At 67.3% G+C, this 18,104-nt stretch carries 14 protein-coding genes; 5 read left to right on the plus strand and 9 right to left on the minus strand.

The features are described 5' to 3' along the window. Nucleotides 1-87: 87 nt before the first annotated feature. The 4 genes from ACYP33_RS05080 (at nucleotide 88) to tssE (ending at nucleotide 5,695) form a co-directional block, all read left to right on the plus strand. Nucleotides 88-1,863, plus strand: coding sequence for an OmpA family protein (locus tag ACYP33_RS05080; RefSeq protein WP_459620118.1), 1,776 nt, complete (start codon nucleotides 88-90; stop codon nucleotides 1,861-1,863). 67 nt (nucleotides 1,864-1,930) lie between these two features. Then, the gene (locus ACYP33_RS05085) at nucleotides 1,931-2,416 is read left to right on the plus strand and encodes an Hcp family type VI secretion system effector (RefSeq protein WP_414442555.1); all 486 of its coding nucleotides are present in this window, start codon (nucleotides 1,931-1,933) and stop codon (nucleotides 2,414-2,416) included. Nucleotides 2,417-2,552: 136 nt separating this feature from the next. Further along, a complete protein-coding gene (gene tssH, locus ACYP33_RS05090; protein ID WP_459620120.1) occupies nucleotides 2,553-5,255 on the plus strand; it encodes a type VI secretion system ATPase TssH in 2,703 nt (900 codons plus the stop codon). Nucleotides 5,256-5,269: 14 nt separating this feature from the next. Beyond that, nucleotides 5,270-5,695, plus strand: coding sequence for a type VI secretion system baseplate subunit TssE (gene tssE, locus ACYP33_RS05095; RefSeq protein WP_459620122.1), 426 nt, complete (start codon nucleotides 5,270-5,272; stop codon nucleotides 5,693-5,695). Nucleotides 5,696-5,717: 22 nt separating this feature from the next. On the opposite strand, the gene ACYP33_RS05100 is transcribed toward tssE, so the two are convergent. From ACYP33_RS05100 to glnA, 4 genes are all read right to left on the minus strand, one after another. After that, nucleotides 5,718-7,838 carry a prolyl oligopeptidase family serine peptidase gene (locus ACYP33_RS05100; RefSeq protein WP_459620124.1) on the minus strand — a complete coding sequence of 707 codons (2,121 nt, stop codon included), beginning with the start codon at nucleotides 7,836-7,838 and terminating at the stop codon, nucleotides 5,718-5,720. Nucleotides 7,839-7,990: 152 nt separating this feature from the next. Beyond that, entirely contained in the window at nucleotides 7,991-9,499 is a 1,509-nt protein-coding gene (gene ntrC / locus ACYP33_RS05105; protein WP_414442559.1) for a nitrogen regulation protein NR(I), read from the minus strand. 39 nt (nucleotides 9,500-9,538) lie between these two features. Beyond that, complete coding sequence (glnL, locus tag ACYP33_RS05110; RefSeq protein WP_414442560.1) at nucleotides 9,539-10,681, minus strand: nitrogen regulation protein NR(II); 1,143 nt, start codon at nucleotides 10,679-10,681, stop codon at nucleotides 9,539-9,541. A gap of 166 nt (nucleotides 10,682-10,847) precedes the next feature. Further along, complete coding sequence (gene glnA / locus ACYP33_RS05115; protein WP_414442561.1) at nucleotides 10,848-12,263, minus strand: type I glutamate--ammonia ligase; 1,416 nt, start codon at nucleotides 12,261-12,263, stop codon at nucleotides 10,848-10,850. A gap of 421 nt (nucleotides 12,264-12,684) precedes the next feature. Between glnA and ACYP33_RS05120 the strand changes: the two genes are divergently transcribed. After that, nucleotides 12,685-13,149, plus strand: a complete 465-nt coding sequence (locus ACYP33_RS05120; protein WP_459620127.1) for a rhodanese-like domain-containing protein — start codon at nucleotides 12,685-12,687, stop codon at nucleotides 13,147-13,149. Nucleotides 13,150-13,279: 130 nt separating this feature from the next. Here ACYP33_RS05120 and ACYP33_RS05125 read toward each other — a convergent pair whose 3' ends face one another. From ACYP33_RS05125 to ACYP33_RS05145, 5 genes are all read right to left on the minus strand, one after another. Next, complete coding sequence (locus ACYP33_RS05125) at nucleotides 13,280-14,092, minus strand: competence/damage-inducible protein A (protein WP_414442563.1); 813 nt, start codon at nucleotides 14,090-14,092, stop codon at nucleotides 13,280-13,282. Then, a complete protein-coding gene (locus ACYP33_RS05130; protein ID WP_459620129.1) occupies nucleotides 14,089-14,919 on the minus strand; it encodes an EI24 domain-containing protein in 831 nt (276 codons plus the stop codon). The genes ACYP33_RS05125 and ACYP33_RS05130 overlap by 4 nt, the downstream gene beginning before the upstream one ends. A 145-nt stretch (nucleotides 14,920-15,064) precedes the next feature. Continuing rightward, nucleotides 15,065-16,060 (minus strand): sterol desaturase family protein, encoded by a 996-nt coding sequence (locus ACYP33_RS05135; RefSeq protein WP_414451422.1) that lies wholly within the window; start codon nucleotides 16,058-16,060, stop codon nucleotides 15,065-15,067. A 16-nt stretch (nucleotides 16,061-16,076) separates the two neighbouring features. Continuing rightward, nucleotides 16,077-17,072, minus strand: a complete 996-nt coding sequence (locus ACYP33_RS05140) for a YVTN family beta-propeller repeat protein (protein WP_459620131.1) — start codon at nucleotides 17,070-17,072, stop codon at nucleotides 16,077-16,079. Nucleotides 17,073-17,172: 100 nt separating this feature from the next. Further along, nucleotides 17,173-18,104, minus strand: a 932-nt coding sequence (locus tag ACYP33_RS05145; RefSeq protein WP_459620133.1) for a DUF3418 domain-containing protein, incomplete at its 5' end; no start/stop codon positions are given.

An 18,104-nucleotide genomic window follows, 5' to 3' on the forward strand; every position in this document is an offset into this window, starting at 1 on the left:
CGTTGTCGCGGCCATCACGTGGGGCGCGTGGTCCAGCGCACTCGATGCGCAGCTTGCGCATCTCGTTTCGGCCAAGGCCGCGCGCCCGTGAAATCCGGCCTCTCTGCTCTCGCCGAGGCGTCGACGCGCCGATCCGGCCGACCCGATCGCGGCCACGAAGGGCTCGGATATCCGGCCCGCCTCGTGGTCGCGTTCGCGGCAGCACTGGCGCTCGCCGTGATCTGGCGCGTGCTTCGGCTCGACGCCGGCACCGCCTGGGCGCTGTCGGCGATCGTCGGGCTCGCCATGTTCGCGCTGATCGGATGGCACACGCACCGGATAGCCGGCGCGCGCCGCCAAAGCGCGCACGTGCTTTCCACCCTGGGCGCCGCGACGGCGGACGTGCCGATCAGGCTGCGCACCCGCATGCCGCTCGTGCTCGTAACCGGCGACGGGCTGCCCGAGTTGTTCGACCGAGCGGGCGAAATTCGGCATGTGCTGATTGGCGACGGCGCCATCTGGCTGCGCGTGGATCGACCGCAAGACCTGCCGCAGCTTGCCGTTGCAGTCAGGCAATGGCGCGACGGACGCGCCCCCGACGGCATCGTGCTGTCGGTCGCACCGGCCTTGCATGCGGAAGCCGACGTGGTGACGCACACGTTGCGCGCCATTCGGCAAGCCACCGGCGACGCGGCCCGAATGCTGGGCACGCGACTGCCGGGCTATGTCGCCGTGTATCAACGGCTCGCGCCCGGCCCCTTCGGTATGGCACCACCACGGTGGTACGGCATGTCCTCGGCTGCGCCTCTGGCGGGCAACGCATGCTTCGAGCCGGCGATACGGGCGGCGGAACGCGAAGTCCTGCAAGCGAACGGCGATCATGGCGCCGCGACCCGCGCCGCCGCGCTGGCGTCGCTCATCGCATGGACACGGCGCGCCGTATTCGACGCATTGACCGATCGGCAACAGCCAGCGCCGCCGTGGTTGCTGTGCGGGGCCGGCTGGATCGACTGCGGCCCCGCGAGCCACCCGGGCAATCCGTGGGCGCGCGATGTCGAGATGCGGACCCGGGTAGCGCGCGCGGCCTCCTCGGCCTCGCCAACGCCGTGGCCACTGCCGCAGCCGCTGATCGAAGCGATGCCGCCGCGACACTGGAGATCGCCGCGCCTGGCCGCCGCAGGCCACGCGCTCGCCCTGCTGGCCTGTGCGGCGACCGTCGCGACTTGGGGCGCGGCGAACAACAACGAAAGCCTGATGAAGCGCATCGACACCGATCTCGGCCGCTACTCGGCGATCCCGGCCGATCACGATGCGGCAAGACGCGATGCGTGGCGCGTGCTGGTCGCGCACCGGGACCAGCTCGACCGCTATGCGCGTGCCGGTACACCGCTGTACCTGTCATTCGGCATGTATCGCGGCGCGGCGCTGTTGCCGGCCTTGAACGACGCGATCGCCTCGTACATGCCACCGCCGCCACCGCCACCGCCTGCGCCGCCCGCCGTCGTCACGCTCGACAGCATGTCGCTGTTCGACAGCGGCCGCGCGCGCCTGAAGCCCGGCTCGAACCGCGCAATGATCGGCGCGCTCGACATGATCAAGGCGCATCCCCACAAGCGGATTCTCGTCGCCGGCTACACCGACGACGTCGGCAGCCCCGGCAGCAACGAAGCGCTTTCCACGGCACGCGCGCAGGCCGTGCGCGACTGGCTGGTCGACGCATCGGGCATCCCGGCCACGCGCTTTGCCATCCAGGGCTACGGCATGACGCGGCCGATCGCGAGCAACGCCACGCCCGACGGACGCGCCCGGAACCGCCGCGTGGAAATCACCCTGGTTCCGGATGCGAGGCAGTCAACAACCGATTGGGCCCCCGACGCGTTCTGATCGAGGGTTTGGGAAGCCCGGAGGCTGGCTCCGGGCAAGATAAGTAGTGCGAACAGGGAGTAAGAAGATGGCAATTCCGGCCTACATGTGGCTCAAGGACGATGGCGGCGCCGATATCAAGGGTTCGGTGACGGTGCAGGATCGCGAAGGCAGCGTCGAGCTGGTCGCGTTCGACCACGGCGTGCATATCCCGACCGACGGCAATACCGGCAAGCTGACCGGCACGCGGGTTCATAAGCCGATTACGTTGACGAAGGAAACCGATGCGTCGACGCCGTATCTGTACAAGGCCGTGACGAGCGGCCAGACGCTCAAGTCGGTCGAGATCAAGTGGTACAGGATCGACGACGCCGGCAAGGAGAAGGAGTACTTCAACACGCAACTCGACAACGTGAAGGTCGTCGCCGTGAATCCGGTCATGCACGACATCAAGAACCCGGCCTACGAGAAGCACAACCACCTCGAAAAAATCGAGTTGCGCTACGAAACGATCACCTGGTCGTACAAGGACGGCAACATCATCCACAAGGACAGCTGGAACGAGCGCTCCTGAGCGCGTTACCTCGTGATCGAACCGCCAGCCCCCTGGCGGTTCCCTGGCCAGCCTGACGCGTTCAGGTTGGCTTTTTTTACCAAGGCACGCCCGGCCTCCCACTACGGCCCCTGTCTTTCCGGCCCCCTACACCGACATGACCTCCCGAGACACGACTCACCTGCTCCGCCGGCTCAACCCGCACTGTGCCCAGGCGCTCGAAGCCGCCGTCAGCCTGTGCCAGACGCGTCTCGCGGACGAAATCACGGTCGAGCATTGGCTGCTGAAGCTGATCGAAGCACGCGACGGCGACATCCCGGCCATTCTCCGGCACTACGACGTCGATCTCGATAGCCTCTGGGATGCCCTGCTCGCCTCGATCGCGCATCTGCCCCGCAACCTGCGCGGCAAGCCCGCCCTCTCGCCGCAACTGGCGACCGTGCTTCAGGATGCATGGCAGCACGCCGCGTCTGACGCCGATGAAGCGCCGATCCGGTCCGGCAATCTGCTGCAGGCGATCGTCGATACGCCGCATGTGCTGCGTACGCACCATGCCTGGCCGCTGCTGTCCATCGGCAGCGCACAGATCCGCCGCCTTCTGCCGCGCCTGGCACATCGGTCCTGCGAGAGCGCACGACCGGACGACATCGAGACCAGCGCTGACGATCAAGCCATGGCGCAATCGGACAGCCCCACCCCGGAAACGTCCACGCACGCGGCCGCCGCTACGCCGAGCCCCCATCGCACCACGGACGGCGACGCCCTCACACGCTTCGCGACCGACCTGACCGCCATGGCGCGCGCCGGCACCATCGACCCGGTGCTCGGCCGCGATCGCGAAATCCAGCAGATGGTCGACGTGCTCGCACGGCGGCGCAAGAACAACCCGATCCTCGTCGGCGAGCCCGGCGTCGGCAAGACGGCGCTGGTCGAAGGCCTGGCGCTGCGTGTCGCCGAAGGGAGCGTGCCGAACGTGATTCGCGACGTACGCATCCTGACGCTCGACCTGGGCCTGCTGCAAGCCGGCGCCGGCGTGAAGGGGGAGTTCGAGCAGCGCCTGAAGAACGTCATCGACGAGGTTCGGGCCTCGCCCGTGCCGGTTCTGCTCTTCATCGACGAAGCGCACACCCTGATCGGCGCGGGCAACGCGCCCGGCGGCGCCGACGCCGCGAACCTGCTCAAGCCCGCGCTCGCACGCGGCGAACTCCGCACGATCGCCGCCACCACCTGGTCGGAATACAAGGCATTCTTCGAGCGCGACGCCGCGCTCGAACGCCGCTTCCAGCTCATCAAGGTCGACGAGCCCGACGACGAAGCCGCCTGCCTGATGTTGCGCGGCCTGAAGCCGCGCTACGCGCACTATCACGACGTGCATATTCGCGACGACGCGCTGGTCGCGGCCGTGAAGCTGTCGCGTCGCTATCTCCCCGCCCGGCAACTGCCGGACAAGGCGGTGGACCTGATCGACACGGCCGCCGCACGCGTACGGATCGGGCTCGAATCGCCGCCCGCCGAATTGCAACGGGCGGCGGCCACGATCCGCGCACTCGAACTGGAGCAGGCGACGCTCGATGCCGATGCACGGGCAGGCGGCGGCGATATCGCGATGCGTCGCACGATGCTGGCGAACGCGTTGGCCGATGCGCGCGACAACCTCGCGAGCGCACAAGCCCGCCATGCCGACGAACTCGCTTGGGTCCGCCTGATCCACCAGCATCGCGCCGAACGCCGCGAAAACGGCACGCCGCCCGATACCGCCTCCCTCGACGAAGCAACACGCCAGTTGGCCGACCGTCAGGGCAAGACGCCGCTGGTCTTCGTGGATGTCGACGCGGCGGCCGTGGCGCGCGTCGTCGCGGAATGGACGGGCGTGCCGGTCGGCAACCTGATGGAGGACGAGCTGCTGCGCCTGCTGAACCTCGAACGGCAGCTGAGCGCGCGCGTGGTGGCGCAGGACGATGCGCTGGCGGCGCTCGCGGAAAGCCTGCGCACGGCGAAAGCCGGCCTCAAGAGCGAACATGCGCCGCTGGGCGTGTTTCTGCTGGTCGGGCCGTCGGGCGTCGGCAAGACCGAAACGGCGCTGGCGCTGGCCGACCTGATGTTCGGCGGCGAAGCCGCGCTCACCACCCTCAACATGTCGGAATACCAGGAAGCGCACTCGGTGTCGCAATTGAAGGGAGCGCCGCCGGGTTATGTCGGCTACGGCCGCGGCGGCATCCTGACCGAAGCCGTGCGGCAACGTCCCTACGGCGTCGTGCTGCTCGACGAAGTCGAGAAGGCTCACCGCGACGTGCTCGACATGTTCTACCAGGTGTTCGATCGCGGCACGATGCGCGACGGCGAGGGGCGCGAGATCGACTTCCGCCACTGCGTGATCCTGATGACCTCGAACCTGGGCAGCGCCCGGATCGACGCGCTCACCGCAGACGAACCCGGCATCGCCCAGCCGGCGTTGCTCGACGCCATTCACCCGCAGTTGGTGGCGCACTTCCAGCCCGCGTTGCTCGCGCGCTTCCAGTCGCTCGTCTACCGCCCGCTCGATGCCGATGCCCTGGCCTCGATCGTGCGGCTCAAGCTCGCGAAGATCGCCGAGCGCCTGCGCCGGCAGCACGACGTCGAACTACGCTGCGACGAAGCGCTGATCGGCGCGCTGGCCGAGCGTTGCCTCGCACGCGAATCCGGCGCCCGCAACGTCGATGCGTTTCTCAATCAGCGGGTCCTGCCGGCCGTATCGCGTGAATTGCTGGCGCGCATGGCCAGCGGCACCGCGCCCTCGGCCATCCTGCTGTCGAGCTCGGACACCGGCGACCTGACGATCGACTTCATCGACCGACAGGCTGCCACGTGCGTCACGGCATAGCGAGAGGCCACACCATGCAGGCAGGCCCCTCGCTCTACGACATGTTGCTCGGCCAGATCGGCGGCGAGCCGCTCGACGCCTACGACGGCCGGACGCTCGAATGCATGAGCGTGCAGCACAACGTGCAACGGATTCTGAACACGCGTGCGGGGGCGCTCAAGCATCTGCCCGACTACGGGTTACCCGATCTGACCAACATCTACAAGGCGCTGCCGGCCTCGGCCCATCTGCTCCGGCAGCAGATGGAAACGACGCTCCTGAAATACGAGCCGCGCATCCGCTCGATCGACATCGACCTGCTCGACAACGACGATCCGGGCGTGCTGGTCAACTTCGAGATGACATGCCATCTGAAGAAGGCCGGGCTGGTGCGGTTCGGTACGTACTTCGAGCCGCCGGGCCGCATGCGGGTGAAACGCCGGGTGACGGAGCGCGGCTAGCCGGCTCGCCGCACCGCCTGTCTCACCCCCGCTCCGGCGCCGGCCCCAGATGCGCCCACAAAAACCCGAAATCGGCCGCATCGGATTGCGCGCGTTCGAGATCGTCGGCACTGCCGTGGCCACCATCGGTATTTTCCCAATACCACACCTGCTCGTGACCGAGCGACTGCATCAGCGCGGCCATCTTGCGCGCATGCGCCGGATGCACCCGATCGTCACGCGTCGAGGTCGCCAGCAGCAACGGCGGATACATCACATCGCCACGCACGCGGTGGTACGGCGAATAGGCCGCGAGCGCGGCGCCCTGCTGCGCATCGTCGGGGTCGCCGTATTCGTCGAGCCAGGCCGCGCCCGCATGCAGCTTCGGATAACGCCGCATGTCGAGCAGCGGCACCTGGCACAGCACCGCGCCGAACAGTTCGGGGCGCTGCACCATGCAGGCCGCGACCAGCAGGCCGCCGTTGCTGCCGCCCTCGATGCCGAGCTGCGCGGCCGTCGTCACACCGCTTGCGGCCAGATGCTCGGCCACCGCGATGAAATCGTCGAACGAGCGCTGGCGATGCTCGCGTTGTGCATCGGTATGCCAGCGCGAGCCGAACTCGCCGCCGCCGCGAATATGCGCGAACGCCGCCACGCCGCCGCGTTCGAGCCAGGCGATGCCGAGCGCGTCGCTGTAGGCCGGCAGGTTCGGAATCGCGAAACCACCATAACCGGACAACAAGCAAGGCCGCGCCGTGCGCCGCACCTGCCCGGCCGCGTCGGTCATGCCGTCGAGCGCGTCGCGCGGACCGATCAACGTGTAGGGCACCTCGGTGCCGTCGCGCGAGCGCGTCACGGCGCGGCGCACCACGAGTTCGCTCGCATCGAATTGCACGGGCGGGCGATCGAGCAGCACGCGGCGCGACGCGGCATCGTCGGCGCGGTCGGCCAGATCGGCGAGCCAGCATTCGGGCGGATCGAGGAAGGTATCGACATCGACGAAGATCTCGTCGTTCAGGTTCGATTCGATCGGCTCGATGTCGATCTCGGCCTCCTTCGGCCAGGCGAACGCGCGCGAGGTCCACTGCCACTGGCCGGCCGCATCCTGCACAGGCTGCCAGAGCAGCGTGCGGTTGCGCACGTCGTCGAGCCAACTGGCGATCAGCGTGGTGTGCGTATGCGTCCAGGTGCAGGCGGAGGTGGACGGCCCCGGCGCGAACAGCGTGGTGAACGTGCGCGAACCGGCCAGGAACGCGTCCTCGCGAATCGCCAGCAGCGATCCGCCGGCATGCAACGCGCCCTCGCACGCCCAGTCGAGGCGCGGCTCCAGCACCAGCCAGCCGTGCCAGAAGCCCACCCCCACCTGCGCGGGCACGTCGTAGCGCAGCCATTCGCCGCCCGCGCCGAGCCGGTAGGTGTGCACGTCGAAGAAATCGACGCTGCGCCAGGCCGTATGGCGCCCCTCCACCGGGTCGAAGCCGGCGCCGGCGCTGATGTCGTCGCGCTCGCCGCGAAACACCACCGGGGCGGCGTCGAGCGGCGTGCCGCGCGTCCAGCGCCGCGCCTCGTACGGGTAGCCGGCGTCGGTGACGGCATCCTCGTCGCGTTCCCAGCTCACGTAGACGGTATCCCGGTCGATCCAATCGACGGTGTGATTGCCGGGCTCGTCGATGCGGAAACCGTCCTCGACGAAGCAGCGCCGTTCGAGGTCGAACTCGCGGATCACGACCGCATCGGCGCCCCCCGGCGACAGCGACAGCAGCGCGCGATCCCCATCGGGATAGAGGATCGCATCCTGCTCGAACACCCACGATTCGTGCTCCTGCGCGCCGAGCGCATCGACGTCGAGCAGCACCTGCCAGTCCGGCCGGCCGGCGCGCCAGTCGTCCCAGCGCGCGCGGCGCCAGAGGCCCTTCGGATGCAGGTCGTCCTGCCAGAGGTCGTAGGCCCAGTCGCGCCAGCGCGCCGGAATCACCGGCCGCTCGCGCGGCAGATAGGCCTTGGCGAGCCGCGCCGACAGCGCGGTGAACGCCGCATCGTTGCGCAGCGCGGCATGGGTGCGCGCGTTCTGCTCGTCGACCCAGGTGCGGGCACGGCGGCTGTCGAGCGATTCGAGGAATTTGAACGGATCCGGCCCGTCGGGCCAGTGGGACGTATCGGACATCGAGAGGTTCGGACTGAAAGCAAACCCCAATTATGTCCGATCGCGATGCGGGCAGCGGAAAAGTGCCCTGGAGACGAAGAGCCCGCGCGAACGCAAGCAAGCGGCGGCCGGCACGCGGCAGCCGATGGCCGCCGCGCACCGCGCCCGCCGCATCACGGCTCCAGATGCAGTTCCTGGATCTTGCGCGTGATGGTGTTGCGGCCGATACCGAGCCGCTCGGCGGCTTCGACCTTGCGGCCGCGCGTGAAGTCGAGCGCCTCGCGGATCACGGCGGCCTCGAAACGGCGCGCCAGTTCGTCCATCACATCGGCCGAGTTCTCGCGCAGCAAGCGCGCGACTTCGCTGCGCAAGCCTTGCTCCCATACCGGGTTGCTCGACGCGGGCGCGGCCACCGCGCCGCTTGCGACCGGTGCGCCGGGCAGCGTGGCGGCGGCCATGCCGTTCGGCAACGCGTCGGTGCTGACCGCAATCGTCGCCGGTGTCAGGCCTTCGCCGTGGGCGGCCTGCGCGGGGCCGAGATCAGGCGGCAAATCCTTGATCTCGACCGTCTGCGCCGGCGCCATCACGGTCAGCCAGTTCGCGAGATTCTCGAGCTGGCGCACATTGCCCGGGAACGGCAGCGAGGTCAGATAGGCCAGCGCCTCGTCCGCCACGCGCTTGGGCTCGACACCCAGATCGCGCGCGCTCTTCTGCAGGAAGTGGCGCGTGAGCAGCGCGATGTCCTCGCTGCGCTCGCGCAGCGCCGGCAGGCGCAGCCGGATCACGTTGAGACGGTGATACAAGTCCTCGCGGAACAGGCCCTGACGCACGCGCGATTCGAGGTTCTGGTGCGTGGCCGCGATCACCCGCACGTTCGCGCGCTGCGGATTGTGGCCGCCGACGCGATAGAACTGGCCGTCCGACAGCACGCGCAACAGGCGCGTCTGCAGGTCGAACGGCATGTCGCCGATTTCGTCGAGAAACAGCGTGCCGTTCTCGGCCTGCTCGAAGCGGCCCTGGCGGGTGGTCTGCGCGCCAGTGAACGCACCGCGCTCATGGCCGAACAGTTCGGATTCGAGCAGATCCTTCGGGATCGCCGCGGTGTTCAGCGCGATGAACGGGCCGTTGGCGCGCGGGCTGTGCCGGTGCAGCGCACGGGCCACCAGCTCCTTGCCGGTGCCCGATTCGCCGGTGATCAGCACCGTGGCGGCCGAGTGCGACAGGCGGCCGATCGCGCGGAACATGTCCTGCATGGCCGGCGCCTGGCCGAGCATCTCGGGCGCGTCGGCGAGCTTGTCGTCCTCGGGCACGCCGCCGCGCAGGCTTTCCTCGACGGCGCGCCGGATCAGCTCGACCGCCTTGTCGACGTCGAACGGCTTGGCGAGATATTCGAAGGCGCCGCCCTGGAAGGCGGCCACCGCGCTGTCGAGGTCCGAGAACGCGGTCATGATGATGACGGGCAGCCCGGGCAGCCGCTCGTGCATCGCCTGCAGCAGTTCGAGCCCGGAACCGCCCGGCATCCGGATGTCGGATACCAGCACTTGCGGGGTTTCGTGGTCGAGCGCGGCCAGCGCATCACGCACATTCGAGAAGCTTCGGGTTGCGAAGCTGTCGCGCGCGAGTGCCTTTTCGAGCACCCAGCGGATCGATTGGTCGTCGTCTACTATCCAGATCGGCTTCATAGGTCGGTCAGATGTATCGGTGAGTCGCTGCAAGGCCGCTCAATGATCGAGCGGCAACAAAATCTGAAATTCGGTTCGGCCCGGCCGGCTTTCCACCTCGATCGTGCCTTCGTGCTGCTGCACGAAGGTTTGCGCGAGCGTGAGGCCGAGGCCGCTGCCGTCTTCACGGCCCGAAACCAGCGGGTAGAAAATCCGGTCGCGAATCTCCTCGGGAATGCCGGGGCCGTTGTCGATGACGTGGAGATCCAGCGCCAGCTTGAACAGCTTCTTGCCGATCGTGATCTTGCGCGCGATGCGGGTGCGCAACTCGATGCGCGCGTCGCCCTGCGCGATGCGCTCGCGCAGCGCCTGCGCGGCATTGCGCACGATGTTCAGCAGCGCCTGGATCAGTTGCTCCTTGTCGCCGCGCAGGTCGGGCACGCTGACGTCGTAGTCGCGCTCGATCGTCAGGCCGCGCGGAAACTCGGCCAGCATCACGGCGCGCACCCGCTCGCACACTTCGTGCACGTTGACGTCGCCGACGATGTGCGGATGCCGGTGCGGTTCGAGCAGCCGGTCGACCAGCGTCTGCAGCCGGTCGGATTCCTTGATGATGACCTGCGTGTACTCGCGCAGCTCGCCGCGCTCGCGCTCGCTCAATTCGAATTCGAGCAGTTGCGCCGCGCCGCGAATGCCGCCGAGCGGATTCTTGATCTCGTGCGCGAGATTGCGGATCAGGTGCTTGTTGACGGCCGTGAGGTCGTGAATGCGCTCCTCGCGGTCGGTGCGCGATTGCCGTTCGTTCTCGAACAGCTCGACCAGCACGTAATCGGGCGCACCCTCGAGAAAACCGACGATCGCATGCACATGCAGCGCCTCGCGGCCCGGCCGTTCGAGCACCGTGTCGAGATGGGTGGCGTGAAAACGCCCTTCGCCGATCGCGGTGATGGTGGTGGCGAGTTCCATCGAATTCGGGAACAGGTCGCTCCACGGCATCTGCGCGAGCTGGCGGCGCGAAATGTCGAGCATCGATTCGGCGGACGGGTTCGCGAACGCAATCTGCAGCGTGCGGCGATCGATCACCAGCACGACCGTCGGCAACGCCTCGAGACCGGTCAGCAGCCCCGAGCGCAGCAACCGCTCGTCTTCCGACAGCCGCTCCGGCTGTCCTGCCCTGGCCTTGATCAGATTCTTCAGAACCATCTTGCGTGGATGCTCGCGTTTGTCTTGAGAAACCGTGCAATGAAAAAGGGACGGCCGGGAGCCGTCCCTTTCGTGTAGCCGCGGCCGCCGGGCGTGTTTCGCTCCCGGCAAGCCGACGACAGGACGGCGCTTCGTTCGATGACGTGACGAAGCGCCATCGTCACGCTTACAGCGAGTAGTACATCTCGAACTCGATCGGGTGCGTCGTCATGCGGAACTTCGCGAGTTCCTGTTCCTTCAGGCCCAGGTACGCGTCGATCATCGCATCCGTGAACACGCCACCGCGCGTCAGGAATTCGCGATCCTTGTCGAGTGCCTCGAGTGCCTGGTCCAGGCCCGCGCAGACGGTCGGGATCTTTGCATCCTCTTCCGGCGGCAGGTCGTACAGGTTCTTGTCGGCAGCTTCGCCCGGATGGATCTTGTTCTGGATGCCGTCCAGACCTGCCATCAGCAGCGCCGAGAAGCACAGGTACGGGTTGGCCATCGGGTCCGGGAAGCGCGTTTCGATACGGCGACCCTTCGGGTTCGACACGTGCGGAATGCGGATCGAGGCCGAGCGGTTGCGTGCCGAGTAGGCCAGCTTGACCGGTGCTTCGTAGTGCGGGACCAGACGCTTGTACGAGTTCGTCGTCGGGTTCGTGATCGCGTTCAGGGCACGGGCGTGCTTGATGATGCCGCCGATGTAGAACAGCGCCGTTTCCGACAGGCCGGCGTAGCCGTTGCCCGCGAACAGGTTCTGGCCGTCCTTCCAGATCGACTGGTGAACGTGCATGCCCGAACCGTTGTCGCCCACCACCGGCTTCGGCATGAACGTGGCCGTCTTGCCGTACGAGTGCGCAACGTTGTGCACGATGTACTTCAGCCATTGCGTCCAGTCGGCGCGCTCGACCAGCGTCGAGAACTTCGTGCCGATTTCGTTCTGGCCCTGGCCCGCCACTTCGTGGTGGTGCACTTCGACCGGGATGCCGATCTGTTCGAGCAACAGGCACATTTCCGAACGGATGTCCTGGAACGTGTCGACCGGCGCGACCGGGAAGTAGCCGCCCTTGGTGCCCGGACGGTGGCCCGTGTTGCCGCCTTCGAAATCCTTGCCCGACGACCACGGGGCTTCTTCGGAATTGATCTTCACGAAGGTGCCCGACATGTCCGTGCTCCACTGGACCGAGTCGAAAATGAAGAATTCCGGTTCCGGACCGAAGTAGGCCGTGTCGCCGATGCCCGTGCTCTTCAGGTAGGCTTCCGCGCGCTTGGCGAGCGAACGCGGGTCGCGCTCGTAGCCCTTGCCGTCAGCCGGCTCGACCACGTCGCAGGTCAGAACCAGGGTCGACTCTTCATAGAACGGGTCGACGAATGCGGCGCTCGGATCCGGCATCAGCAGCATGTCCGACGCTTCGATCCCCTTCCAGCCCGCGATCGACGAACCGTCGAATGCGTGGCCGCTTTCGAACTTGTCTTCGTCGAACGCCGACACCGGCACCGACACGTGCTGCTCCTTGCCGCGCGTATCCGTGAAGCGGAAATCGACAAACTTGACGTCCTCGTCCTTCACGAGCTGCATGACGTCGGCGACGGTTTTACTCATAACCTCTTCTCCTGATTTGAACAATTCCGGCGGACTGGGACCGCCTCCGTTAAGCGGATGAGGCCGGCTTCCGTACTTGAGCGCTGCGACGGGCCGACTTGACCGATGCATATAAAGCAGCTTCCATGCCACCCATGCGCCAGTTCGGCGCGAAGGGCCACAACCCGCGCCGGGACAGGGCCGTCCCGCGCGCTTTCGGGGCTTTGCCTGCCCGGCGCGGCGCATGGCACGCACCAAATATAGGCAAAAATCCCAAAATTGCACTAACTCGATGCAAATTTATTTCGACAGGAAAAATCGGCACCAATTCGGTGCCGATACGCGCTGCCGGCAAGCATGCCGTCGGCGCCTCGGCGGGCCGCACGTGCGCGGTGCCCGGCGCGCTAGAATGGCTGTTTGATCCGGAGGAGACCTCCCCGCCATGACCACGCTCGACCAGCTCTACGCGCAAGCCGACGCGCGCCGCACCGAAGGCAAGCTTCAATACGCCGGGGCGCTGTCGCCGGCCGAAAGCTTCGAACTGCTGCAGCTCGATCCGGCCGCGCGGCTCGTCGACGTGCGCACGCGCGCCGAGCTCGACTGGATCGGCCGCCCGCTCGTCGGCGACGGCCAGTACGTGCATATCGAATGGACGCGCTACCCGGGCGGCGTGCCGAACCCCGATTTCATCGCGCAACTGAAGGACGTGGCCGACGCCGGCACGCCGGTGCTGCTGCTGTGCCGCAGCGCGGCGCGCTCGAAGCTGGCGGCGGTCGCCGCCACGCAGGCGGGCCTGACCCGCGCGTTCGACATTCTGGAAGGCTTCGAGGGTGCGAAGGACGGGCAGGGTCATCGGAAGACGGTCGAAGGCTGGTGCTATCGCAAGCTGCCCTGGATCGGCGCTTGAGCGTCGCTGTCTATCGTCCTGCCGGGCGATGACACCGGGATGACGGGCCGCGCGATGCGGCCCGTTTCGTTTTGCGTGTGCAAGTTCGAAACGCAACAACGATGCGGCCCCGGCCGGGGCCGCTGGCGCATCAATGCGCCGCGTCGGGCTCGACGATGTCGCCGCCCAGATGATGAACGCCCTCGCGCAGCTTGACGAACGCGGCGGCCACCGCCTCCGGCTCGCCCTTCACGCCCAGATCGATATGGCGGCGCGCATACACGCCACCGCGCTCGGCATCGCCCACGCTCGGCAGGCTGAACACGCGCACGCCCGGGAAATCGCGCTCGATCTGCTCCATCAGCGGCGTCAGCGTGGATTCCGGCAATTCGAACACCAGCACCGAACGCTCGGCGAACGGCGTCGCATGGTGCAGATGCGCGTACTTCGTATCGAGCACCCATTCCATCATCGGCCAGGCCATGACCGGGAAACCGGGCACGAAGTGCACGTCGCCGTACGAAAAACCCGGAATCTTGTTGTAGCCGTTCGGGATGATGCTGGCGCCGCGCGGGAACGTGCCCATCTCGAAGCGATGGCGATTCTCGGGCGAATCGAGATCGACCGGCTTGGCGGTATCGGTGTGCGTGTCGCGAATCCGCTCCGAGATCAGCACTTTCGCCTCGGGATGCAGTTCGAGCGGCACGCCGAGCGCGGCGGCCGCGCACTGGCGGGTGTGGTCGTCCGGCGTCGCGCCGATGCCGCCCGTCGAGAACACGATGTCGCCGGCCGCGAACGCGCGCGCGAGCGTGGCCGTGATCCGCTCGCGCGAATCGCCGACGTATTCGGCCCAGTCGAGCGCGAGCCCGCGTGCGCCGAGCAATTCGATCAGCTTCGAGAGATGTTTGTCCTGGCGGCGGCCGGAGAGGATTTCGTCGCCGATGATGATGATGCCGATGCTCATGCTTGCCTCGTCAGTGCGTGTGACTGCGCGGCGGCGGCCGCGCGCTGATCCTGCAGCGCGTGCAGGCAATAGAAACCGAACCACAGGGCCGAGAAGACGAGGATGAACGCGTAGACCCAGATCATCGCCGCCGCGACGAACGGGAACAGCACCATCGTCCAGATCGACGATACCCATACGAAGGTCGGCACCGTGCCGAGCAGGCCGCTCGCGATGCCGATGCCGAGCAGCGGCCAGCGATGCCGGCGCATCAGCGCGCGCCGCTCGTCCGCGCCCGCGTGCAGCGCGAGCGCGTCGTAGCTCATGACGCGATAGGTCAGCCAGCCCCAGATCAGCGGCGGCAGCAGCGCGAAGAACGGCGGGATCAGCCAGAGCGGCAGCGTCACGACCAGCACCATGATGCTGACCAGCGCCGTCCAGACGGCATTGACCGCGCTGCCGTACCAGGTGCCGCCGCGCTTCTGTTCGAGCTGGGCGAACCGGCGCCGCGACAGGTGGCCGATCACGACCGGCATCGAGATGCCGGCGATCAGCAGCAGCACCGTCAGCACGATCAGCGGGATCGCGGCCGACACCACCACGAACGGCGCCACCACCGCATGCAGTTGCGGCACGCCGATCGACGAGAAGAAGCGGTAGAGCCAGGAGGTCAGCATGAAGCCGTCGAGCGCGACGCGCGCGAGGCCCACCAGCGGCTGCCAGGCGAACCAGAGCACGAGGCCCCAGCCGAGCGCGGCGACGACGAATGGCAGGAACGTGAGCCAGAGCATCCGCGGGTGCAGCGCGCTTGCGAATGCCCGGCCGAAGGAGCGCAGCAGATCGGTCATGCGGGCGGGTACGTGGAGAAATGGGGTAAAGGCGGCCCCAAGCATAAACCACTGCGCGCCTCGGCGCCAAAACCGCATGCGCGCGGTGATCGCCCCCGCCAGCTATCCGCCGCCCACGCTGGCCGGCGGGCGGCGCAAGGCGTCGTCAGGCCGTTTCGGCCGACGACACCCGCGGCTTGCGCTGCACGACGCGTTTCACGATCCGCACCATCGCGAGCCAGTGTTGCGACCAGAAGCCTTCGCCGTACGACACGCCCTGGTACTGCTCGCGAATGCCGGTCGGCTCGGGCGTCTTGTTCCAGGAGGCGGTGCGGAACAGCATGTCCCACCACGGGAACAGCACGCCGAAATTGCAGCCGTAGGCCGTGCCCTCATGGCCGTATCCGACCGCATGATGGCGGCGATGGAACGTCGGGCTGACGAGCAGGCGCTCGCCGAGCCATCCGAACGGCAGGCGCGCGTTCGTATGCTGAACGCTCTGGATGAAATTCGACAGGGCCGTCAGCACCACGAACTGCGACGGCGGCACGCCGATCACGAGCGCGATCGCGGCGAAGAAGCAGCCCTGGATCAGATCGTCGAGCAGGTGATTGCGGTCGTCGGTCCACAGCGACATCTGGCGCTGGCTGTGATGCACGGCGTGCAGTTCCCACCAGACGCCGAACCGGTGCTGCCAGCGGTGATACCAGTAGCCGGCGAAATCGATCACGACCAGGTAGATCACGAACGCGACCAGCGGCTGCGACGTCACGCCCGGCCACAGCGCGTCGAGGTTGTAGTTCGCGACGCCCTTCATGCGCAGCCACGACTGGAACTGGTCGAAGAACGGCTGCATCACGAAGAAGAAGAACAGCGTGAAGATGCCGAGCTTGGCGATCAGCGTGTAGAGCACGTCGACGCGCGTCTCGCGGCGGTGCTGCCACGTTTCGGCGGGACGCAACGCCTCCAGCGGGCGCAGCAGCACGAACATCACCACCACCTGCAGCGCGCCGATGATGACCCAGTACAGCGCGTCGTAGGTGTCCTCGTCGTAATCCATCAGGTCGAACTTGAACAGCGTCGGCTGCACGATATCGACGTACAGCCAGGTCTGCAGGTTCGACACGAACGTGTCGAGCATCGTGGCGATCGCGTGATACATCTGCGCTCCCGCGCCGTCAGGCGCCGTTCGGCGCCGTCACCGGCGCGCGGTCGAAGAAATAGATGCCGTGCGGCGACCGGCCGACCGGAATCGTCTGGATCAGGCGGCGGCTCGCCAGGTCGATCACGCCGACCTTCTTGGCGAAGCGGAACGTGACCCACAGGGTCTTGCGGTCGGCCGACAGTTCCATGTCGTCCGGCCCGGGCAGCAGGCCCGAGATTTCGCCGACGTTGGTCAGCGTGTTCTCGTCGATGATGCTGATGGTGTTCGCGACCCGATTCGTCACGGCCACGTGGGTGCCGTCGTCAAGCGAGCGGAAGTTGTGCGCGCCCTTGCCGGTGGGGATGGTCTTGACGACCTTCTGGTTGCGCCAGTCGACCACCGCCACGTAATCGGCACCGGTCATGCCGATCAGCACGTACTTGTTGCCGGGCGTCATCCACAGGCCGGCCGGCACCTTGCCGACCTTCATCTTCCATTTGACGGTTTGCGTCGGCAGGTCGATGGCGGCCAGTTCGCCCGACACCTGCAGCGACACCAGCACGGTGCGGGCGTCCGGAAATGCCAGATGGCTCGGCATCACCTGCAGCGGCACGCGCTTGGCGAGGTGCACGTCATGGCCGTCGTAGCTGTAGATATCGACGCGATCGAGCCGCAGGCCGGCCGCCACGAACCATTTGCGATCGGGCGAGAAGCCGAGCTGGTAGGGATCGTCGATGCCTTCGACCGTGCGTTGCAGCGCGCCGGTGCGCGGGTCGAGGAACATCAGGCTGTTCGAGACCGAATTGGCGACGATCAGCGACGAATTGTCGGGCGCCGCCATCAAGTGATGCGGCTCCTTGCCGGTCGGCATCGTGCCGACCACCTGATGCGTGTTCTGATCGATCAGCGACAGCGTTGCCTCGGCCGAATTCAGCACGATGACGTTATTGGCGAACGCGGCGGGCGCCGCGGCGACAGTCAGTGCGCCGAACATCAGGGCGGCCCGACCGAGGGACAGGAAATTGCGCATGGAGACTCACGTCGAGAAACAACCGTCATTGTAGAACGTTCGAACGGGCCGCCGGTTGACCGGAAGCCCGTTCGATTTTCCGCGCCCCTCGCCGGCTTCGTCAGCGTTGCAGCGATTCCCAGACCTTGTGCAGGCGCTTCACCGAGACCGGCATCGGCGTGCGGAGTTCCTGCGCGAACAGCGAAATGCGCAGTTCCTCGAGCAGCCAGCGGAACTCGATCAGCCGCGCGTCGGCCGCGCCGCCGCGCTGCGACAGCGCCCGCTGATGGTGCTGCGAAAGCGGCGCGAACTCCGCCAGTTGGCGCGCATCGCGTGTCGCGTCGGCCTTCAGCTTGTCGATGCGCAGCGCGATGCCCTTCAGGTAGCGCGGGAAATGCGCGAGCTGCGGATACGGCGTGTCGATCACGAAGCGCTTGCCGACCAGCGCGCCGAGCTGCGACACCATGTCGGCGTGGGCGGCCGCGAACGGCTTGGCCTGCGCGAGCTTCTTGCCGAGCGAGGCGTACTCGGCCAGGATCCCGCCCACCAGCCGCGCGATCTCCTGCGCGAGCAGGTTCAGGCGGCTGCGCCCCTCGTCGCGGCGTGCATGGAAGCTGGCATCGTCGTCGGGCAGCGGGTCCTGCAGGCAGGCGCGGTCGAGCGCGGTGTCGATCAACTGGTCGCGCAGTTCGTCCTGGGTGCCGAGCGTCATGTATTGCATCGCCATCTCGCGCAGCCCCGGCAGGTTCTTCTCCAGGAAGCGGATCGGCTCCTTCAGTTGCAGCGCGAACAGGCGGCGCAGCCCGGCGCGGTGGATGCGCGCCGCTTCCTCGGGCGAATCGAACACCTCGACGTCGCAATGCGCGCCCCGGTCGACCAGCGCCGGGTAGCCATACAGCGTCTGGCCGCGCCGGCGGATTTCGAGCAATTCGGGCAGCTTGCCGAAATTCCAGGTGGTCAGGTTCTCGTACAGCGCGGTGGCGGTGCCGCCCTCGCCCGCTGCCGGCGCTCCGCCCGCCGCCGTGCGCGGCGGCGCGGCCCGGCCGGCCGCAT

The sequence above is a fragment of the Burkholderia sp. 3C genome (assembly GCF_054589155.1).